The following is a 20781-nucleotide window of genomic DNA, read 5'->3' as shown; positions in this document are numbered from 1 at the left end:
GTAGAACGCACTGTAAGGGGGCTTAGTATGGAATTCATTATAGCACTAATCATACTTATTATCGGATTAGTTGTGTACGGAATGTTTTCACGTAAAAAGATTTATCAAGAAATTGATCGCCTGGAAACGATCAAAGTCGAATTAGCAAATACGCCAGTTGCAGAGGAAATTTCAAAAGTAAAAGAATTGAACATGACAGGTCAAACTGAAGAGCTATTTGAACGTTGGCGTGAGCAGTGGGATGAAATTATATCAACTAATCTCCCGAAAATTGATAAAGAACTGTTTGAAACGGAAGAAGCAGCAGATAAATACCGGTTTAAAAAAGCGAAGCAGTTATCTATACATATTGATCAAGCCTTAGAACAAACCAAGATAGATATTGAAAACATACTTACTGAACTTCAAAATTTAATTGGTAGCGAACAAGATAATCGATATGATATTGAGGAATTAAATCAGCTTCACCGCCACGTGAAGAAAAAATTGCTCGCACATCGGTATTCCTATGGAAATGCTGAAAAAACGTTAGAATACGCAATTAATACATCTAAAGAGCAGTTTAAAAAATACGAGGAAGAGACGATTAACGGAAACTATCTTCAAGCACGTGAGATTGTTCTTCAATTAAAAACTGATTTAACAGCTATTGATTCGTATTTAGAACAAATTCCAAAAGTGTTAGTTGAGTGTCAGACCACTCTTCCTGTTCAGTTCAACGAACTGCTTGACGGGTTCCGCGAAATGAGTGAGCAGGGATATGTGTTAGATCATCTGCAAGTAGAAGAAACGGTAGAGCTTTTAAAACAAGAAACTGCTGAAATTATTGCAGATATTGAAGAATTATATGTGGAAGAAGCGATTACAAAACTAGATGATGTGAACGAACGCTTAGAGCAGTTATATGACTCACTTGAGCATGAGGTTTTCTCCTATCATAAAATGAACCGTGAATCTCATACGGTATCTAACTTCCTTCGTATGCTTCAAGAACGAAACCGTGAACTTCGTGAAGAAACGCTATTTGTACAGCAAAGCTATCATTTTAAAGAGCGCGATTTAGACGTATATTATAAAATGGACCGCGAACTAAAACGATTGACTAACTTGTACTATAATATTTCGGACAAGGTGGCGGAGCACAATTTAGCCTACAGTGTGATCCAAGAAGAACTCGAAGACGTTTCCAAACAGCTTAACCAATTAAAAGAATCTCAGGAATCCTATAGCGATATGCTACAAGCTCTTCGCAAAGATGAGCTCTCGGCTAAGGACAAAATAGAAGAACTGAAATCTCAGTTGATTGAAGCAAGACGCCTTATTCAAAAAAGCAACCTTCCTGGTGTTCCTGAAGAATACAAAGTGCAGCTTGAAAAAACGGTTCATATCTTAAATGAAGTAACCGCTAAGCTGAAAGAAAAACCGCTTAATATTCAAGCTGTTCAATCTTTACTTGAAGATGCTGTTGGTTTTGTTCAGGATACATTTGATGAAACAGAGGCAATGTTAGAAGAGGCGCGACTCGTTGAAAGAGTGATTCAATACGGTAACCGTTATAGAAGTACTCATCACTCGATTGCACAGTCTTTAGAAGAAGCAGAAGAAGCGTTTCGTCATTACGAATACAAAGAAGCATTAAAACAGGCATCTGCAGCTATTGAGCAAGTAGATCCTGGTGCGCTGGATCGTATACAGCGTATTGTATCTTCACAGAGTTAAAAAGCTCGTGTCCAAAGGACACGAGCTTTTTTATGACGCTTTTCTTTGTATACTATCTGTGTGATGTGTACCTCTTGCAATACTAATAATATAGCCTATGAAGGCAGCAGCAACTGTTGGAATAAGCCAGCCAAGGCCTTGGCTATAAAGCGGCAAATAGTTTTTGAAAAAATTGTCTATGCTTGTTAGGATAATTCCTGCTGCTTTTAACCCGTCAAAAATGCTCAGAATCGAGCTAATGATTACGGCTGTCACATATACTTCTCGACCAAACGAAATGGCTCTTTCAATTAATGATAAAGCAATTAGCGTAATGGCAATAGGGTATACAAAGGTCAAAATAGGTATGGAAATAGAAATTAATTGAGTAAGCCCTACATTTGAAATAACAGCACTAAACAGCATTAAAATGACAACAAATGTTTTATATGACATGCTTGGCACCAGCTGCGTGAAAAATCGTGCGCAAGCAGAAGTTAATCCGATGGCTGTCGTTAGACAAGCAAATGTAATAGCGAGTCCTAAAATAATGGTGCCAAACGAACCGAATAATGTTGTAGCTACAGCTGTTAAAATAGCTCCTCCATTTTCTTTCATACCAATTGCTTCTACGCTTGAAGCGCCGACATACGCGAGAGAAAGATAAACGATAGCTAACCCAGCAGCAGCAATCAACCCGGCTTTGATACATACCGAAGCAAGTGTTCGTTCGTCCGTTACGCCTTTTTCCTTAATACTGTTGATAACAACGATGCCAAATACGAGAGCTGCAATTGTATCCATTGTCAAATATCCATCAATAAAGCCGCCCGTAAATGGAGAGGCTATATATTTGGCGTGAGGTTCTTGAAAAGAACCCATAGGTGTCATTAAACTTTTGATAGCTAAAAGAGCTAATACTGCGAGCAGTAAAGGAGTTAGAATTTTTCCTATGCGATCAACAATTTTAGTTGGATTCAATGATAAATAAAGTGTTAGGCCAAAGAAAATAACGGTATAGACCATTAAAGGAATCTTGCTTGCAACCGCATTTTCTGATAAAAATGGGGTCACACCGATTTCAAACGCTACCGTATCCGTTCTGGGTATACCAAAAAAAGGGCCAATTGCTAAGTAAAGCAATATAGTAAAAGAAATCCCGAAAATAGGGTGAACTTTTTTAGCTACTTCGGTAAAGTTTCCATTACTTTTAGAAACAGCGATTATCCCCATAAGCGGAAGTCCTACACCTGTAATGAGAAAACCGATAATGGAACTCCAAGTGTGTGTTCCGGCTTGCTGTCCCAGCAAAGGAGGGAAAATCATATTTCCCGCTCCGAAAAAGAGAGCAAACAGCATAAGACCGATGGCAAGTATTTCTTTGTTAGTGAGTGCTTTGGTTTTCATAATGCCTCCTAGTGTTTCTTATGTTGATGATTAAATTTTCTGACTTTTTAAAAACTAAAAGTACGTGATACATACTACCACATTTATGGAATCATATATAGGTTTTTTTGAAAAAATCTAAATAGTTTATTAATAATAAAAGGAACGCCTAATTTAAAAAAATACCAAGGTGTGGTATGATAATACGTTGTTCCGAAAAAATGAAGAAGGGGGCGCGCATCCTTGATTTATTTAGATAATAGCGCTACAACAAAACCCTATAATGAAGTCATACAATCTTTTACCAAAGTAGCTACAACTTATTATGGCAATCCATCGTCCCTCCATCAATTTGGCGTACAGGCGGAGAATTTGTTGAGCCGTTCACGTGAGCAAGTAGCAGAATTGCTGCACGTATCGTCAAATGAAATTATCTTTACATCAGGAGGAACAGAAGGGAATAATTTGGCTATTAAAGGCGTAGCGATGCAATATAAAAGCCGAGGTCAGCATATCATTACGACAAATATTGAACATGATTCCGTTCATGAACCATTTAAGCAGTTAGAAGCACTAGGATTTAACGTTACGTATGTTCCGGTAGATTCAAGTGGATTTGTGTCACCTGCGGCTATTGAATCAGCTATTACGGATGAAACCATTTTAGTATCTGTTATGCATGTAAATAATGAAATTGGCACCATTCAGCCAATTGAAGAAATTGGACAGATGCTCACGAACTATTCGAAGGTGCTTTTTCATGTCGATCATGTGCAGGGGGTTGGAAAAGTTCCGCTTTCTTTAGCAAATCATAAAATTGATTTATGCACATTATCAGGACACAAAATTCACGGCTTAAAAGGAACGGGAATTTTATATAAACGAAATGGAGTTCAGCTTCATCCGTTGCTTAGCGGAGGCTCTCAGGAAATGCAGCATCGATCAGGCACGGAAAATGTTCCGGGAATCGTAGCATTTGCTAAAGCACTTCGTTTAACACTTGAACATGCAGCTCAGAATCAGCAAAAAATGCAGAAAATAAAAGCAGAACTGATGGACAAACTTTCTGCTCACGAAAGAATCACGATTAATACGCCGAATGAGCATTCAGCTCCCCATATTATAAATTTTACAGCGCAAGGTATTAAAGGTGAGGTTTTTGTTCACGCTCTTGAAGAAAAAGGAGTGTTTGTATCAACTACATCTGCCTGCTCATCAAAACGAAAAAAGCCAAGTAAAACGCTTTTAGCTATCGGTAAAAATTACGAAGAAGCCGATCAGTCCATTCGTTTGAGCTTGTCAGGATTAAATGACTATAATGAAGTAACGCCCATTATAAATGCTATTTTCACAGTAATTGAAGATCTAAAGAAAGTAATGAGGTAAATAACTATGATATATAACCATATTTTAATTCGATACGGAGAAATCTCCACTAAAGGACAAAATAGAAAAAAATTTGTTGCGCAGCTAAGAAAAAATATTGTAACGGCTCTTAGTGCATTCCAAAACATTCACGTAAAATACACAAGAGACCGTATGTATATTCACTTAAATGGTGAAAATCACGAGCCTATCATTGAACGTCTTCAGCAAATCTTTGGTATTCAAAGTTTTAGTTTAGCATTAAAAGTTGAAAATGAACTTGAAGCCATTCAAGAAGCAGCGCTAGAAGCAATGAAAGAATTTGATATAGAAGGAAAAACGTTCAAAGTATCTACTCGAAGAGCGTACAAACAATTTCCTCTTGATACAAACGAATTAAATTATGCAGTAGGAAGTCATATTCTACGAAATACAGAGCATCTACAGGTAAACGTAAAAGAGCCAAGCGTAAATGTACGAGTAGAAGTGAGAAGTGAAGCAACGTATATTACATGTTTTGATTATCGCGGAGCAGGGGGTCTTCCAGTTGGTACGAGTGGAAAAGCGATGCTCATGCTTTCTGGAGGAATCGACAGCCCGGTTGCAGGATACTTAGCTATGAAGCGCGGTTTAGAAATAGAAGCGGTTCATTTTTATAGTCCGCCTTTTACAAGTGAACGTTCTAAGCAAAAAGTAATTGATTTAACGCAAAAATTAACGGCTTATCACGAAAAAGTAAAGCTTCACATTGTACCGTTTACAGCTGTACAGCAAGCGATTCAAAAGCAAATTCCAGAGAATTATACCATGACCTCTACACGCCGTATGATGCTTCGAATTACGGACCTTATTCGTGAAAAAAATGAATCGTTAGCTATCGTAACTGGCGACAGCTTAGGGCAAGTAGCTAGTCAAACGGTTGAGAGCATGTATGCGATTAATGAAGTGACGAATACGCCAATTTTGCGTCCGCTTGTGACAATGGATAAAACGGAGATTGTGGAAATTGCTCGTAAAATTGACACACATGAAATTTCGAATCGTCCGTATGAAGACTGCTGTACAATTTTTACGCCAAGCTCACCAAAAACTAAGCCAAAGCGTGAAAAAATCAATCGATACGAACAATTTTATGATTTTGAAACATTAATTCAAGAAGCGGTAAATAATGTAGAAACGCTTGAGATGACAGCTTCTTCGGCTACAAATACCGCAGACAGCGTAGAAGATTTGTTTTAAAAGTAAAATTTCATAAAATTACCAAAAAAATAATGTATGATGCCATGTGTTTTGACACAATCTATATTCAACAAGGAGGTGAAAACACATGGCAAACACAAACAAATTAGTAGCTCCTGGTTCAGCAGCTGCTATCGACCAAATGAAATACGAAATCGCTTCTGAATTCGGTGTAAATCTTGGACCAGAAGCAACAGCTCGCGCTAACGGATCTGTTGGTGGAGAAATCACTAAACGCTTAGTTCAAATGGCTGAGCAACAACTTGGTGGTAAATAAGTCATATTAATTAAATAATGATGGCTAAAAAGAGTGGGGGAAACCTCACTCTTTTGTCTTGTTTGTTTTGTCACGTATAATAGAGACAAGATCAAGCTTTATAAAGTAAAGGAGATGTTGGCGATGGGGACTTTATTTTACGGCGGCAAAATATATACGATGCTAAAAGAAGGTGAGCATGTAGAAAGCGTATATGTTGAAAAAGGATTCATTGAAGATATAGGCGCAGAAGAAGAGCTAAGAATCAAATGGGGTGCTGAGATTGACAAAGAAGTACACCTCAAAGGACACCCAATGTATCCGGGCTTTGTCGATAGCCACCTTCACTTAATTGGTCACGGTGAAAAGCTTCTTAGGCTTGATTTGTCTCAAGCTACTTCTCGGGAAGAGGTGTTAAGGCTCGTTCGGAAAAAAGTAGAGAGTACGCCAAAAGGAGAATGGGTAATTGGAGAAGGGTGGGATGAAAATCAGTGGGAAGATTCCTCTTTGATTCAGTATCAAGATCTTGATCAGCTTTCAACTGAACATCCTATTATGTTGAAGCGAGTCTGTCGTCACGGATTAGTAGTAAACGGGACTGCTCTTAAAATAGCCGGGATTACAGCTGAAACACGTGACCCGGAAGGAGGTATTATCCAGAGGGATGAAGCTGGAAATCCTACCGGTTTTTTGGCTGATCAAGCGCAAGAATTAGTAACGGCTCATATTCCTCAAGTATCAGAAGCATACATTCGACAAGCGCTTTCAGTAGCCATTAAAGATTGTGTTCAGCACGGATTAACGGGTGGACATACGGAAGATTTAAATTATTATGGAGGCTTTTTGCGTACATATCAAGCATTCCAAGACGTTATTCATAAAGAAAAGCAGCTGTTTCGTGCTCATTTACTTGTCCATCATGAAGCTGTAGATGATATGTATACATACTGTGAAGAAAAGAAAGACACATCCGATTTTATTGAAATAGGGCCAATGAAGATTTTTGCTGATGGTTCGCTCGGCAGTCAATCTGCGCTTTTAAGCTTTCCTTACAAAAGCGACCCTTCTACAAGAGGTGTAGCTATTCAATCACTAGATGAATTAAAGCAGCTAGTGAGGAAAGCGAGAGAATTGGGCATGACCGTTGCAATTCATGCGATTGGGGATTTAGCGTTTCAATACGTAGTGGAAAGCATCGAACAATATCCTCCTCAAACAGGGCAAAGAGATCGTATCATCCATGCGCAAATTCTACGAAAAGATTTAGTTGATCGTGTAAAAAAGCTCCCGGTTGTGCTAGATATTCAGCCTCGGTTTTTAGCCAGTGATTTTCCATGGGTCATTGAAAAAATCGGAGAAGAGCATTTGGATTATTGCTATGCTTGGAAAACGTTATTGGACGAAGGGGTTATGTGTGCAGGCGGATCGGATGCACCTATTGAACCTATCAATCCCATGTTAACGATCCATGCAGCGGTTTCTAGAAAAACTTCTCCAAATAGCTCGGTCGTTTACATACCTTCTGAGCGACTCACAGTATTTGAAGCTGTTCAGCTGTTTACTTTAGGAAGCGCGCAGGCCATTCATCAAGAGCATAAAAAAGGATATGTTCAGAAGGGATATGTGGCCGATTTTACCGTATTAGAAAAAGATCTGTTTGAGATATCTGCAGATGATATTCCAGGGGTACAGGTGCAGATGACTGCTATTAATGGAAAAATTGTATATCAAAAATAAAAAGCGCCCTTGGGCGCTTTTTATTATAGAAATGTACGCTTAACTCGTTGCCAGAAAGAGTTATCTTTTAGCTTAACCGTTTTAATTTGACGGTCGCTTAAACGTATTTGAACTTGATCGACTTGACGTGCATTTAATGCTTCGTTATCTATTCCAATAATTGGACTGTGGTTGTTGTCATTGGATAGTTTTAAAGTGAGCGTATGCTCAGCGCTTAGGATGAATGAAGATCCTAATGTACGATAATTATTATTGTTTAACGATGCCAATTCGCTGACTTGCATACAAGGAATTAACGGATCAACTACGGCTCCACTTACCGATTTATTATAAGCCGTACTGCCTGTTGGTGTTGAAATAATCATCCCATCCCCACGGAATGTTTCAAAGTGATTTTCATTAATAAAAACATCTAGACTGAGTGTTTTTATAACACCTGATCGAATAGAACATTCATTTAAGCAATAAAAAGAAGTTCCTTGATCAATTTGAGTTTGTAAAACGGGAAATCGACGTACTTCTATATTTTCTGTCGTAATAGCTTCAATCATTTTATCCGTTTCATCGATATGAAAATCGCAGTAAAAGCTTAGTTGATCTGAAGTTGTGACACCAGCATATAAGCAGTCATCTCGAAAGCCAGATTGACGGACAGCCTGCAAGAAAGCTCCGTCACCGCCAATACTTACAATGATGTTAGCGCTGTCGAAATGATCTACTACTTGAAAGTCATATTGTTTTGCAAGTTCAATAAGTGGACTTACGAGCGCCTTTGATTCCTGGTTTTTTGGATGAAAGAAATAAACGTTGCGACGATTTGGCATAGATAGTTCCCCCTTGTTTGTCTGATATGTAAAATATTAGCGATAAAGTAAACTTTTTAAAAAAAGTTTGTTACAATAATTATAGCATTATTGCTTTAAGAATTAAAAGAATAATCTTTTAATTCTGACACCTAAAAAGGAGGATTTTCATGAACAAAAAAAGGTGGATTGCTCTTTTAATTGCGGCCTGCTTATTCATTTTTTCTGCGATTGTTAATATTGGTTTTTCAGTCAAAGAAGAAAAAGATGACGGTCTGGCAGGCATATTTGGAGGAGACGACAGTGAACTATCAGAAACAGTTATCGAAAAAGGGAATGCAGCTAAGAAAATTGCAGTGCTAGAGGTCAATGGAACGATTCAAGATACAGGAAGCAGTTCCTCTCCGCTTATGTCCCAAAATGGTTATAACCACCAAGCATTTTTAAAGCAGCTAGAGGCTGCAAAAAATGATAAGGCAGTTAAAGGAGTCATTATTAAGGTGAATTCACCGGGCGGCGGCGTCGTTGAAAGTGCTGAAATACATAAAAAAATTGAAGAGCTGAAGAAAGAAACGAAAAAGCCAGTGTATATTTCAATGGGATCAATGGCTGCTTCAGGAGGCTATTATATTTCAACAGCTGCTAATAAAATCTATGCAATTCCGGACACTTTAACAGGTTCACTAGGTGTAATTATGCAAAGTGTTAACTACGGCAAGCTGGCTGATAAACTAGGAGTAGAATCTGTTGTTATTAAAAGCGGGGCTCATAAAGATATTATGTCTCCAACAAGAGAAATGACCGGAGAAGAAAAAGAAATTATGCAAACACTTGTAGACAACTCGTACGATGGTTTCGTCAATGTTATCTCTGAGGGACGCCACTTGTCTAAAGAAAAAGTGCGTTCTATCGCAGATGGACGAGTGTACGATGGACGTCAGGCTAAAGAGCTGAAGCTGGTCGATCAACTAGGCTATTTTGAAGATGCGGTAACGGGAATGGAGAAAGATTATAAGTTAAAAGGTGCACAAGTAATTCAATACAATCAAGGATTCGGACTGCCTTCTTGGCTTTCAATGAGCATGCAAAAAGTAATAGGTGGAGATGAACAAGTCACTGCAATGTTAAAAACATTTGCGCAGCCAAGCTCTCCGCGTCTGATGTATTTATATGCAGAATAGAGGTGGGAACATGGAAAATCAGTCTCATTCAACCGAATCGAACGACAATATAAAACATGAGCCAGCGGTAAGTACTCCAATAGGTAGTGAATTCCATTATGCAGGCTTTTGGATGCGCTTTTGGGCATATCTTTTAGATCTAGCTGTGGTAGCTAGCTTGAACTCCCTGCTGATCAAGCCCATTTTCCATTTAGCAGGTATTTCTCGAGGAGATGGATTTTTTTCTCCCTATACGATTGTAACGGTTATTATCTTTTATGGTTATTTTGTTTTAATGACCAAGTATTTTGGACAAACGCTTGGAAAGATGGTGTTTGGGCTTAAAGTAGTATCGCTGAAAGACTCCACCTTAACTTGGCCTGTTGTGCTGTTTCGTGAAGGAGTTGGACGTTATATTTCTAAAACGGTTTTTTTACTTGGCTATTTATTAGTTGCGTTTTTACCTAAGAAGCAGGGAGCGCATGATTACTACGCAGATACAACTGTCATACATGAAGGTACAATAAGCAGATAATAAAAAGAGGCTGGGGCAAAAGTATTTAGACGAATTGAAAACCGAACCACTGATCAAGATTTTTGATTAGTGGTTCGGTTTTTTTTGTTAGGGTAAACGTAGGTTTCATTTATGTAGATCTTTCTAGCAGCTGATTGGATTTATTTCGTTATGTCTCAACCTCTTTTTATTGTTTTCATAAGGTTTAATATTCTCTGTTTTGGAGATAATGTGAAGCTAAGAAGGAGTGAAGGATGTGCTATGGCTTTTATGGATATTGCTAGCACTTTTAATTGTTATTGTACTTATTGTATGGACAAAAATCACGCTATTTGTAGAGCTTCATCATGTCCGAGATAACGATTATTACAGAGTGAGACTCAGAGCTTGGTTCGGTCTTATTCGCTATACATATGAAATTCCGGTAGTGAAAGTAAAAAAAGATTCTCCACGTTTGCTTGTTGAAAAGAAAAAAGGAATGGGTGATCAAGGAAAAGAAGACGAGAATTCATGGAGTGATTATTCTGTAGAAGACGGACTAAGCATGTTAGAAAATGCGAAGCAATTCCTTGAACAGGTAGTCGGTTTTCATAAAATTTTTCGTCGTTTCTTACAGAAAGTGACGGTAAGGGATATTAGATGGCACAGCCGTTTCGGCTTAGGTGATGCTGCGCTAACAGGCGTACTTACCGGGGCTGTATGGTCTGCAAAAGGGGGCATAGTCGGTATAATCAGCCGTTATATGAAACTAAAAGATATGCCTGTCATGAGCGTGACTCCTGTATTTCAACATCTTTGGTCAGAAACGGTATTTGAGTGCATAATTTCTTTTCGAGTTGGTCAAGCTATTCTAGTAGGTTTACGGACCTTGAGATACTGGCGGCATACGTCCAAAAAGCGTCGCAAAAGATGGAAGTCGTCAAATAAGAACAAGACACACTCTGTGAAAACATAAGGAGGTTATCTTAATGGCAGAACATCCAATTAAAAGTTTAATGTCGACAGCTATGGAAAATTTAAAGGAAATGATTGATGTTAATACAATCATTGGTGATCCTGTAGAAACACCTGATGGCAGCGTCATTTTAACGGTCTCAAAAGTAGGTTTTGGTTTTGCAGCGGGCGGAAGCGAGTTTGGAGTAGAAGGGCATGCACCATCTTCTCCGGGACAGCATCAGCAAGAATCAGGTCATCCATTTGGCGGAGGTAGCGGTGGCGGTGTATCAATTACGCCAATTGCCTTTTTAATTGTGAGTGGAAACGGAATTAAAATGCTTCACCTTAACGAAAGCACACATTTATACGAAAAGATTTTAGATACAGCACCTCAAGCCATTGAACGCGTGCAGCAAATGTTCAAGCGAAATAACCATCAGCAGGATCATCATAATCAACAAAATCAGCATCATGACGGTGCAAATGACTTTAATTTGTAGGGATAAACTAAAGCTTTGCTTGCTTCTTTGAACGTTCAAAGAAGCAAGCAAAGCTTTTTTATTGGACATGTTTTCTAGCATACAGCGTTATATTATGTATGTCATTTAATTGCAATATAGAGACAGACAAGCTAATATGAACAGTGTACATACTTATTTAAAGGAGGAATTATTCGTGACTAAATTTAAAGGTAACGATGTAACATTATTAGGAAATCAAGTAAAGGTTGGAGACAAGGCGCCAAACTTTACCGTTTTAGCAAATGATTTATCAGAAGTAACGCTTGACAGTACAAAGGGTTCTGTTCGCCTAATCAGTGTAGTTCCTTCTATTGATACTGGAGTTTGTGATGCGCAAACTCGCCGCTTCAACGAAGAAGCAGCTAAATTAGATAACGTAAAAGTATTAACAGTGAGCGTAGATTTACCGTTTGCTCAAAAGCGCTGGTGTGGTGCTAATGGCATTGATAATGTTCAAACTTTATCTGACCACCGCGACTTATCTTTCGGCGAAGCATATGGTGTAGCTATTCAAGAATTACGCTTATTGGCTCGTTCAATCTTTGTAGTAGACTCAAATGACAACGTAACGTATGTTGAGTACTTACCAGAAGTAACTGAGCATCCGAACTACGAAGCAGCAATCGAAGCAGCTAAAACAGCTAAGTAAGATTGTCGATGGCGTTCGGAAGAAGGCGGAAAACAATGTTTTTCGCCTTCTTTGTGTTTTAAGAAGCTTTTATGATAAAATATGATGTTCCAAATAGGACGTTTACTCATTTATATAGATATCATTTCATTACACAGGAGGCAGAATATGAGTCAATTAGCTAGTATGGAAAAGCTATTTGGTGTAATTGATCAAACAGCTATTATTTTAAGAAAAGAACTAAACTGCGTATATTTAGAAGCAGTAGCTGAAACGGGAGAAAACTTGTTTCAAGGAACTATTTTGCAAGAAGAGCTAGATGAGGTAACCAAAAAACGTTTAAAAAAAGAATACGATTCAATCACGCTTGATCATTTTGAAAAAGAAACGATTCGAAAAGCATATCAGCTAGCTATTTTAAAAGGGATGAAAGAAGCAGTTCAGCCTAACCACCAAATGACCCCTGATGCTGTAGGACTATTTGTTAGCTACTTAGTTGGAAAATTCATGGCAGGAAAAGATAAGTATACGCTTTTAGATCCAGCAGTAGGAGCTGGAAACTTATTAACAACCATTTTAAATACACACGCTGCGTCAATTGAACACGTATACGGTGTAGATGTGGATGATTTATTACTTCAATTGACATATGTAAATGCAAACTTACAGAAGCACGGCGTTCAATTATTTAATCAAGACAGCTTACAGCCGCTTTTTATTGATCCTGTTGATTTAGTTGTCTGTGACCTGCCGGTTGGTTATTATCCAAACGATGAAGGGGCAAAAGACTATAAAGTAAGAGCTGAAGAAGGTCATACCTATGCTCATCACTTATTCATTGAACAAAGCTTGCGCCATGTAAAAGACGGAGGATACGTAGTAGCTCTTATTCCAAATAACTTGTTCGAATCTGAACAGTCTCATTTATTACAGCCGCTGCTAAAAGAGGAAGCAATCGTTCAAGGAATCGTTCAGCTGCCGCTTTCAATGTTCAAACAAGAGCAGGCTGCTAAGAGTATTATCATTCTTCAAAAGCAAGGAGAAGGGGTAACGGCACCTGAGAACGCGCTGCTTGTGAATTTGCCGAAGTTCAGTAATCGAGAAGCAATGAGTGATATTATGGCTCAAATGGACCAATGGTTTCGCGTTAATAAAAAGTAAGTCTTTTTCGAAAATAATGAATATTTGCCGGTAGCGTTTTCATGATGTATAGCTCTTGAAATCTATTGTCGTGAATGATTAAATGAATAAGGATAGAAATCGTGTCGAAATGCATAGAATATTGTAGAGATTACACTTTTATGTTCTGTTCGTTATGTTTATGATGCACGTATAATAAAGAAGGAGCTGTTTTTTTATGTCAAAAATCATGGCAATCAACGCCGGCAGTTCTTCACTTAAGTTTCAATTATTTGAAATGCCAAGTGAGACGGTATTAACAAAAGGTTTAGTAGAACGAATTGGTTTAGATAACGCTGTTTTCACGATCTCGGTAAATGGTGAAAAACAAACGGATATTACAGAAATCCCTGACCATGCTGTTGCAGTTAAAATTTTAGTTGAAAAGTTACTTTCTCAAAACATCATTCAATCATACGATGAAATCACTGGTGTAGGTCACCGTGTCGTACACGGCGGAGAGAAATTTGCTGATTCTGTTTTAATCACAGATGAAACATTAGCGGAAATTGAAGCTTTATCTGATTTAGCACCGCTTCACAACCCAGCAAACATTGTGGGAATTAAAGCGTTCCAAGATATTCTTCCAAATGTTCCAGCTGTAGCAGTCTTCGATACAGCATTCCATCAAACAATGCCAGAAAAATCATTCTTGTACAGCTTACCGTACGAGTACTATGAAAAGTATGGCGTTCGTAAATACGGTTTCCACGGCACATCTCATAAATATGTTTCTGAGCGTGCAGCTGAGCTTCTTGGCCGTCCAATCGAACAATTACGCTTAATCTCTTGTCACTTAGGTAACGGTGCAAGTATCGCTGCAATTGAAGGCGGCAAGTCAATTGATACATCAATGGGCTTCACACCATTAGCTGGTGTAGCAATGGGAACTCGTTCAGGTAACATTGACCCTGCATTAATTCCATTTATTATGGAGAAAACAGGAAAAACTGCTGACGAAGTATTAAATGTATTAAATAAAGAAAGTGGTCTTTTAGGTGTATCTGGTATTTCTAGTGACCTACGCGATCTAATCAAAGCAAGCGCTGAAGGCAATGAACGCGCTGAAACAGCACTTGAAGTATTTGCTAGCCGTATTCATAAATATATCGGTTCTTATGCTGCTCGTATGTCTGGTGTAGATGCAATCATCTTCACAGCAGGTATTGGAGAAAACAGTGATGTTGTACGTGCTCGCGTTCTTCGTGGTTTAGAGTTCATGGGCGTTTATTGGGATCCAGCTTTAAATAGTGTACAAGGAGAAGAAGCATTTATTAGCTACCCTCATTCTCCAGTTAAAGTTATGGTTATTCCTACAGACGAAGAAGTTATGATTGCACGTGACGTTACTCGTTTAGCGAATATTTAAGTTCATAAAGTGCCTCTTCAATGCATGAATTCTCATAAATTGTCAGGCAAACTAACGAAAAGCTGATTTCCTTGTTAGGAAATCAGCTTTTTTATATAGCGTAAGGAGCTGACGGTTGAAAGAAGGTTTACAACGTATAGAAGAAAGAAATAATATAGGAAGCAAAATGTAACGGATGCATTATTTGTTATAATAAAAATAAAACTACTTATTTCTTGAAAGGGTGACATGATGATACTAACGAATCGCGAAGAACAGCTTTTAGAAGAAATCTATAAATGGGAAGAGAGCTTACAGAGCGTAGAAGCAACTGAGATGGAGTTATTGTACGAAGAATGGTTAGAAAAAGGGCTTAATTTAATTCCTGCTTCTGTTCGTGAGACCTATTTACATAAAATTGATGAGGGACTCTTTCAGCTAACTGCATTAATTCAAGGTGCGGAAATGCAAACTCAAGCGACAAAACGAATTATTGAAACCGCCCGTGTATTCAAAGAAGATATCACAGATCTGTCAGAAATGAATACCCTTCAAGTAGATCAGCTTTCTTATATATGCGAACAGCAAATGGCCAAGCTTCGGTTGTATGCGCTGAGTCAAGGAGCACTTTCAGGAACCGGACAATCGCTGCTAGTCGGTATTGATATACCTGCTGTTTTATGCATGAATATTCAAGCGGTGCAACAGGCAGCAATGAGCTACGGCTATCATATCCAGACTCCTTCAGAGCTTATGCTAACGCTAAAAGTTTTCCATGCAGCAACGTTACCTAGACACCTTCAGGCTGAGGGATGGCATCAATTAAAGAGTGAGCTAAGCCAAGAATTTGACCCGTATTTTTATGAAGGTGTTGATCAAATTGTAGATAAAACGTGGCTGCAAAAAATCGTTGTGCAAATTGGGAAAACGCTAGCTATATTTGCTGCGAAGCGAAAAGTTTATAATCGTTTGCCAATTGTGAGTATGATGGTTGGCGGAGGGATGAATTATCGAATGGCCAAACAAGTGACAGATTATGCGAAGCGCTTTTACCAATACCGCTATTTACTGGATAAGAAAAACGAGTCTCATTAATTTTCATGAGACTCGTCTTTTTGTCTATCCGTGAACCTTTTTTGATATTTCCTCATTTGTTCGATACCAAATCCACAAATCATTAATAATAGAAGCAAGTTCTCCTATCTCGCTATTTAATTCACAGGAGCGGATAAAATTAGTCTCATCTTCTAACGCTGCTTGTTTTTGATTAATACTCTTTTCTAAAGATTGAATTTTGTCTGGAATCTGCCCCCGAATGGATTCCCATGTTAGGAGGATATCCTGCTGAACTTTTTCAGAATAGAATGTCCATTCTCTTTCAAGAGCAGGAATTTTTATACCGAGTCTGTTGTTATAAGTAAAAAAGCGCTCCATTTTTTCACCTCTTTCCCTCCATTTTACTTAATGATAAAAGCCAGAGCTACTGTAAGTGAAAAAATAAATCATTTATACCTAGTTTATGCATATAAATATACACAGCGTTTAAGTTAGAAATATTCAGTTGTGTTCATTTTTATAGTATTTTAAGAGTTTTTATCTTATTTAATTAAAATAAATGTGAATTTATATACTTTTTTTTGAATAACTATTGAAAATAGATTAAAAAGTTGTTAAAGTAATAGTAGATTAAATGAATAAAAATTAAAACGGTTGTATTAATATATATATAATTTGTAGGAGGAATAGATAATGAGTAATCCAAAAGTTGTTTTAGCATATTCTGGAGGTTTAGATACATCAGTTGCAATTAAATGGTTACAGGAAAAAGGGTACGATGTGGTAGCTTGCTGTTTAGATGTAGGCGAAGGAAAAGATTTAAAGTTCGTTAAAGAAAAAGCCTTAACAGTTGGAGCGGTATCGTCATATGTGATTGATGCAAAAGAAGAATATGCTAATACATTTGCATTAGCAGCACTTCAAGCACACACATTATATGAAGGGAAATATCCATTGGTATCTGCACTATCTAGACCGCTAATCGCTAAAAAGCTTGTAGAAGTAGCAGAACAAGAAAATGCAGTAGCTGTCGCACATGGATGTACGGGAAAAGGAAATGACCAAGTGCGTTTCGAAGTATCAATTAAAGCATTAAATCCACACTTAGAAGTTTTAGCTCCTGTTCGTGACTGGAAATGGTCTCGTGAAGAAGAAATCGAGTATGCAAAAGAAAAGAATATTCCAATTCCAATTAACTTAGACAGCCCATTTTCAATTGACCAAAACTTATGGGGAAGAAGTAACGAGTGCGGCGTTCTTGAAGATCCTTGGGCAGCTCCACCTGAAGAAGCATATGACCTAACGGCTTCTCTTGAAAATACTCCGGACACAGCCGATGTAGTAGAAATTGAATTCGTTGAAGGTGTTCCAGTAGCATTAAATGGTCAATCTTATACGCTAGCTCAGTTAATTCTAGAATTGAATGAAATTGCAGGTAAGCACGGAGTGGGACGTATTGACCATGTAGAAAACCGTCTTGTGGGAATCAAATCACGTGAAGTATATGAGTGTCCAGCTGCTATGACATTAATTAAAGCACACAAAGAGCTTGAAGATTTAACATTAGTGAAAGAAGTAGCGCACTTCAAACCAGTGATTGAGAAAAAATTAACAGAAGTTATCTATGAAGGTTTATGGTTCTCTCCATTAACAAATTCCCTGCTTGCATTCTTAAAAGACACGCAGCAATATGTGAACGGAACAGTGAGAGTAAAACTATTTAAAGGGCATGCTATCGTAGAGGGACGTAAATCTCCTAATTCTTTATACAATGAAAAACTTGCAACATATACAAAAGAAGATGAATTTGATCACAATGCAGCAGTTGGTTTTATCTCATTATGGGGTCTTCCAACACAAGTGAGCAGCATGGTAAATCAAAAGAAGGTGACAACGGTATGACCAAACTTTGGGGAGGGCGTTTTACGAAACGCCCTGAACAATGGATTGACGAGTTCGGTGCGTCCATTTCATTTGATCAGCATCTTGTAGAAGAAGATATTGAAGGCAGTTTAGCACATGTAACAATGCTTGAGAAATGCAGCATTCTTTCTGGAGATGAAGCGTCACAAATTAAAAAAGGCCTTCAAACACTGCTTGAAAAAGCTAAGAAGAAAGAATTAACATTTTCTGCTCAATATGAAGATATTCATTTGAATTTAGAAAAGCTATTAATTGATGAAATTGGTCCGGTTGGAGGTAAGCTTCATACGGGTCGAAGCCGTAATGATCAAGTTGCTACAGATATGCACTTATATTTAAAAAAGCATGTTCAACAAATTGTAGGACTGATCGAAAATCTAGAAGATGTGCTGCTTACAAAAGCAGATCAGCATGTCGAAACAATTTTTCCAGGCTACACACATTTACAGCGCGCGCAGCCGGTTTCTTTTGCTCATCATCTAATGGCTTATGTTTCAATGTTTAAGCGTGATGCTGAGCGTTATGCGGAATCACTAAAGCGTATTGATTTATCTCCTTTAGGAGCAGGAGCTTTAGCTGGTACGACATTTCCAATTGATCGTCATTACAGCGCGGAGCTTCTAGGCTTTAATGGAATTTATCAAAACAGTATGGATGCTGTCAGCGACCGTGACTTTATTTTAGAGTTTTTAAGCAACAGTTCTATTTTAATGATGCATTTATCTCGTTTTTGTGAAGAGTTAATTTTATGGTCTAGTCAAGAGTTTCAATTTATTGAAATGGACGATACGTACGCAACGGGCAGCAGTATTATGCCTCAAAAGAAAAATCCTGATATGGCGGAGTTAATTCGTGGTAAAACAGGACGAGTATATGGTCACTTATTTAGCTTATTGACTGTGTTAAAAGGCACGCCTTTAACATACAACAAAGACTTACAAGAAGATAAAGAAGGCATGTTCGATACGGTTACAACGATTGAAGGCTGCTTAACGATCTTTGCTGGCATGATTGAAACAATGACAGTAAAAACAAATGTTATGGAAAAAGCTACGAAACAAGATTTTTCAAATGCAACGGAGTTAGCTGACTATCTTGCTGCAAAAGGTATGCCGTTTCGTGAAGCACATGAAGTGGTTGGGAAACTGGTTCTCGTTTGTATTCAGAAAAATATCTACCTAATGGATTTGCCGCTCGAGCAATATAAAGAAGCGTCAGATTTATTCGAGGAAGACATCTACCATGTATTAAGTCCAAAAACAGCTGTTAATCGCCGCAACAGCGCGGGAGGAACAGGGTTTGAACAAGTGAAAAAAGCAATTCAGCTAGCTAAAGATGAATTGCATGAAAAAGCTTCAATATAAAACAGTTCTCAAAACGTCCGCAGAAAATTCTGCGGACGTTTTTTGATGTGAGATAAATGGTATAACTAGAGCAATTAAGAAGAAAATAGAAAAGATCATGTAAGGGATTATGAAATAAAGTTCACATTCGTAAAGAAAATAGAGTGAAAAAGGAGAAGTGACATATGAAAGACAAAAAACATCCGCAGCATGTATATGAATATGATTTTGAAGGAGAAAAAGAGACATCAAGACAACTAATGGATTCTTATTCAAGCGGCGTTATTGGCGATGCTATGGCTTCTGTAGTTGAAAATCCAGAAGCACAGAGTGATAACGAACTATATGAATAACTACATGCATATACTGTATATAAACTAAGAAAAGCAGGATTATGCTGAGCTCTATCGAAAGGTAACGTCATAGTAAATCCGGTTTTCTAAAGGATTTGGTGTGGCGTTCTTTTTTCAGTTAATCACTGATATAAGAAAAGAGGGATAAAGGTGAAAATTGGAGTGCCGAAAGAAGTGAAAAACAATGAAAATCGCGTGGCTATTACTCCAGCTGGTGTTACAGCTTTAGTTAACGGTGGGCATGATGTATATATTGAAACACAGGCAGGAGAAGGCTCTGGATTCCATGATGAAGATTACACAAATGCAGGAGCTTCTATTGTAAATACTGCAAAAGAAGCATGGGATGCTGAAATGGTTATGAAAGTAAAAGAACCGATTTCAGAAGAATACGGATATTTTCGTGAAGGACTTATTTTGTTTACGTATTTACATTTGGCAGCTGAAGAAGCGTTAACGAAAGCATTGATTGATAAAAAGGTAGTGGGTATCGCTTATGAAACGGTACAGCTTCCAAATAAAAGCTTGCCTCTGTTAACGCCGATGAGCGAAGTTGCAGGAAGAATGTCTTCTCAAATTGGAGCTCAATTTTTGGAGAAAACCAAAGGTGGCAAAGGGATTTTGTTAAGTGGAGTGCCAGGCGTGCAAAGAGGAAAAGTAACAATTATTGGAGGAGGAGTAGCGGGAACCAACGCTGCTAAAATTGCGGTCGGATTAGGGGCTGATGTTACAATAATTGATTTAAACGCTGATCGCCTTCGCCAGCTGGATGATTTATTTGGTAAAGAAGTGACAACATTAATGTCAAATCACTACAATATCGCACAATCTGTAAAGGAGTCAGATTTAGTGATAGGAGCGGTTCTCATACCAGGGGCTAAAGCGCCAAAGCTTGTCACCGAGGAAATGGTTCAAACGATGTCAAAAGGGTCAGTTGTAGTTGATATTGCCATTGATCAAGGTGGAATTTTTGAAACAACTGATCGCATTACCACTCACGATAACCCGACTTATTCGAAGCATGAGGTCTTGCATTATGCTGTTGCTAATATGCCAGGAGCTGTTCCCCGCACGTCGACCTTAGCGCTGACCAACGTAACGGTGCCTTATGCTTTGCAAATAGCAAATCAGGGGTATAAAAAAGCGTGCTTAAAAAACCCTTCTCTTCTTCAAGGCATCAACACCCTAAATGGGTTTGTCACTTACGCGGCTGTAGCAGATGCACACGGTCTAACTTACGCTGATGCAACAACTTTATTAGAGCAAGCATAATAAGGCATGTTTTTGCGCAGTTTGTGATATGATAGCCGCGTATTCACTTGTTTTGTAACCAAAA

The 20781-nt window shown here is 38.1% G+C and carries 20 protein-coding genes; 17 read left to right on the top strand and 3 right to left on the bottom strand.

Annotated elements, in window-relative coordinates:
• Positions 1-27 precede the first annotated feature (27 nt).
• Complete coding sequence (ezrA, locus tag ACO1DI_RS08695; protein ID WP_013059480.1) at positions 28-1719, top strand: septation ring formation regulator EzrA; 1692 nt, start codon at positions 28-30, stop codon at positions 1717-1719.
• Positions 1720-1749: 30 nt separating this feature from the next.
• Here ezrA and brnQ read toward each other — a convergent pair whose 3' ends face one another.
• Positions 1750-3105 carry a branched-chain amino acid transport system II carrier protein gene (gene brnQ, locus ACO1DI_RS08690; RefSeq protein ID WP_014458014.1) on the bottom strand — a complete coding sequence of 452 codons (1356 nt, stop codon included), beginning with the start codon at positions 3103-3105 and terminating at the stop codon, positions 1750-1752.
• 222 nt (positions 3106-3327) lie between these two features.
• Here brnQ and ACO1DI_RS08685 point away from each other — a divergent pair, with 222 nt between their 5' ends.
• The 4 genes from ACO1DI_RS08685 (at position 3328) to ACO1DI_RS08670 (ending at position 7681) form a co-directional block, all read left to right on the top strand.
• A complete protein-coding gene (locus ACO1DI_RS08685; protein ID WP_014458015.1) occupies positions 3328-4470 on the top strand; it encodes a cysteine desulfurase family protein in 1143 nt (380 codons plus the stop codon).
• A gap of 6 nt (positions 4471-4476) precedes the next feature.
• On the top strand, positions 4477-5688 hold the full coding sequence (thiI, locus tag ACO1DI_RS08680) for a tRNA uracil 4-sulfurtransferase ThiI (RefSeq protein ID WP_014458016.1): 1212 nt from the start codon (positions 4477-4479) through the stop codon (positions 5686-5688).
• An 88-nt stretch (positions 5689-5776) separates the two neighbouring features.
• On the top strand, positions 5777-5965 hold the full coding sequence (locus tag ACO1DI_RS08675; RefSeq protein ID WP_013059477.1) for an alpha/beta-type small acid-soluble spore protein: 189 nt from the start codon (positions 5777-5779) through the stop codon (positions 5963-5965).
• Between the two features lie 123 nt (positions 5966-6088).
• On the top strand, positions 6089-7681 hold the full coding sequence (locus ACO1DI_RS08670; RefSeq protein WP_140451770.1) for an amidohydrolase: 1593 nt from the start codon (positions 6089-6091) through the stop codon (positions 7679-7681).
• Between the two features lie 23 nt (positions 7682-7704).
• Here the strand turns inward: ACO1DI_RS08670 and ACO1DI_RS08665 are convergent, their stop codons facing one another.
• Complete coding sequence (locus ACO1DI_RS08665; RefSeq protein ID WP_014458018.1) at positions 7705-8505, bottom strand: NAD kinase; 801 nt, start codon at positions 8503-8505, stop codon at positions 7705-7707.
• A 149-nt stretch (positions 8506-8654) separates the two neighbouring features.
• On the opposite strand from ACO1DI_RS08665, the gene sppA reads away from it, so the two are divergent.
• The 8 genes from sppA (at position 8655) to ACO1DI_RS08625 (ending at position 15865) form a co-directional block, all read left to right on the top strand.
• Complete coding sequence (gene sppA / locus ACO1DI_RS08660; RefSeq protein ID WP_014458019.1) at positions 8655-9665, top strand: signal peptide peptidase SppA; 1011 nt, start codon at positions 8655-8657, stop codon at positions 9663-9665.
• Between the two features lie 10 nt (positions 9666-9675).
• A complete protein-coding gene (locus tag ACO1DI_RS08655) occupies positions 9676-10179 on the top strand; it encodes an RDD family protein (protein WP_013059473.1) in 504 nt (167 codons plus the stop codon).
• Between the two features lie 235 nt (positions 10180-10414).
• Positions 10415-11113 carry a DUF2953 domain-containing protein gene (locus tag ACO1DI_RS08650; protein WP_014458020.1) on the top strand — a complete coding sequence of 233 codons (699 nt, stop codon included), beginning with the start codon at positions 10415-10417 and terminating at the stop codon, positions 11111-11113.
• A 13-nt stretch (positions 11114-11126) separates the two neighbouring features.
• Positions 11127-11594 carry a GerW family sporulation protein gene (ytfJ, locus tag ACO1DI_RS08645; RefSeq protein ID WP_014458021.1) on the top strand — a complete coding sequence of 156 codons (468 nt, stop codon included), beginning with the start codon at positions 11127-11129 and terminating at the stop codon, positions 11592-11594.
• 175 nt (positions 11595-11769) lie between these two features.
• Positions 11770-12264 carry a thiol peroxidase gene (gene tpx / locus ACO1DI_RS08640; protein WP_013059470.1) on the top strand — a complete coding sequence of 165 codons (495 nt, stop codon included), beginning with the start codon at positions 11770-11772 and terminating at the stop codon, positions 12262-12264.
• A 147-nt stretch (positions 12265-12411) separates the two neighbouring features.
• Positions 12412-13404 (top strand): class I SAM-dependent methyltransferase, encoded by a 993-nt coding sequence (locus ACO1DI_RS08635; protein ID WP_033579609.1) that lies wholly within the window; start codon positions 12412-12414, stop codon positions 13402-13404.
• Between the two features lie 196 nt (positions 13405-13600).
• A complete protein-coding gene (locus ACO1DI_RS08630) occupies positions 13601-14791 on the top strand; it encodes an acetate kinase (RefSeq protein ID WP_013059468.1) in 1191 nt (396 codons plus the stop codon).
• A gap of 228 nt (positions 14792-15019) precedes the next feature.
• Entirely contained in the window at positions 15020-15865 is an 846-nt protein-coding gene (locus ACO1DI_RS08625) for an EcsC family protein (RefSeq protein ID WP_243555896.1), read from the top strand.
• Positions 15866-15889: 24 nt separating this feature from the next.
• On the opposite strand, the gene ACO1DI_RS08620 is transcribed toward ACO1DI_RS08625, so the two are convergent.
• Positions 15890-16204 carry a hypothetical protein gene (locus ACO1DI_RS08620; RefSeq protein WP_014458024.1) on the bottom strand — a complete coding sequence of 105 codons (315 nt, stop codon included), beginning with the start codon at positions 16202-16204 and terminating at the stop codon, positions 15890-15892.
• Positions 16205-16519: 315 nt separating this feature from the next.
• Between ACO1DI_RS08620 and ACO1DI_RS08615 the strand changes: the two genes are divergently transcribed.
• From ACO1DI_RS08615 to ald, 4 genes are all read left to right on the top strand, one after another.
• Positions 16520-17728, top strand: a complete 1209-nt coding sequence (locus tag ACO1DI_RS08615) for an argininosuccinate synthase (protein WP_033579611.1) — start codon at positions 16520-16522, stop codon at positions 17726-17728.
• Positions 17725-19113, top strand: a complete 1389-nt coding sequence (gene argH, locus ACO1DI_RS08610) for an argininosuccinate lyase (RefSeq protein WP_014458026.1) — start codon at positions 17725-17727, stop codon at positions 19111-19113. Before ACO1DI_RS08615 ends, argH begins: the two co-directional genes overlap by 4 nt.
• Before the next feature lie 164 nt (positions 19114-19277).
• A complete protein-coding gene (locus ACO1DI_RS08605) occupies positions 19278-19445 on the top strand; it encodes a hypothetical protein (protein ID WP_013059463.1) in 168 nt (55 codons plus the stop codon).
• A gap of 150 nt (positions 19446-19595) precedes the next feature.
• Positions 19596-20717 (top strand): alanine dehydrogenase, encoded by a 1122-nt coding sequence (gene ald / locus ACO1DI_RS08600; protein WP_014458028.1) that lies wholly within the window; start codon positions 19596-19598, stop codon positions 20715-20717.
• The last annotated feature ends 64 nt before the right edge of the window (positions 20718-20781 follow it).

Origin of the sequence: Priestia sp. 40 (genome assembly GCF_049368575.1) — a bacterium.
GTDB classification, from domain to species: domain Bacteria; phylum Bacillota; class Bacilli; order Bacillales; family Bacillaceae_H; genus Priestia; species Priestia zanthoxyli.
This window is presented reverse-complemented; position numbering and strand designations above follow the sequence as displayed.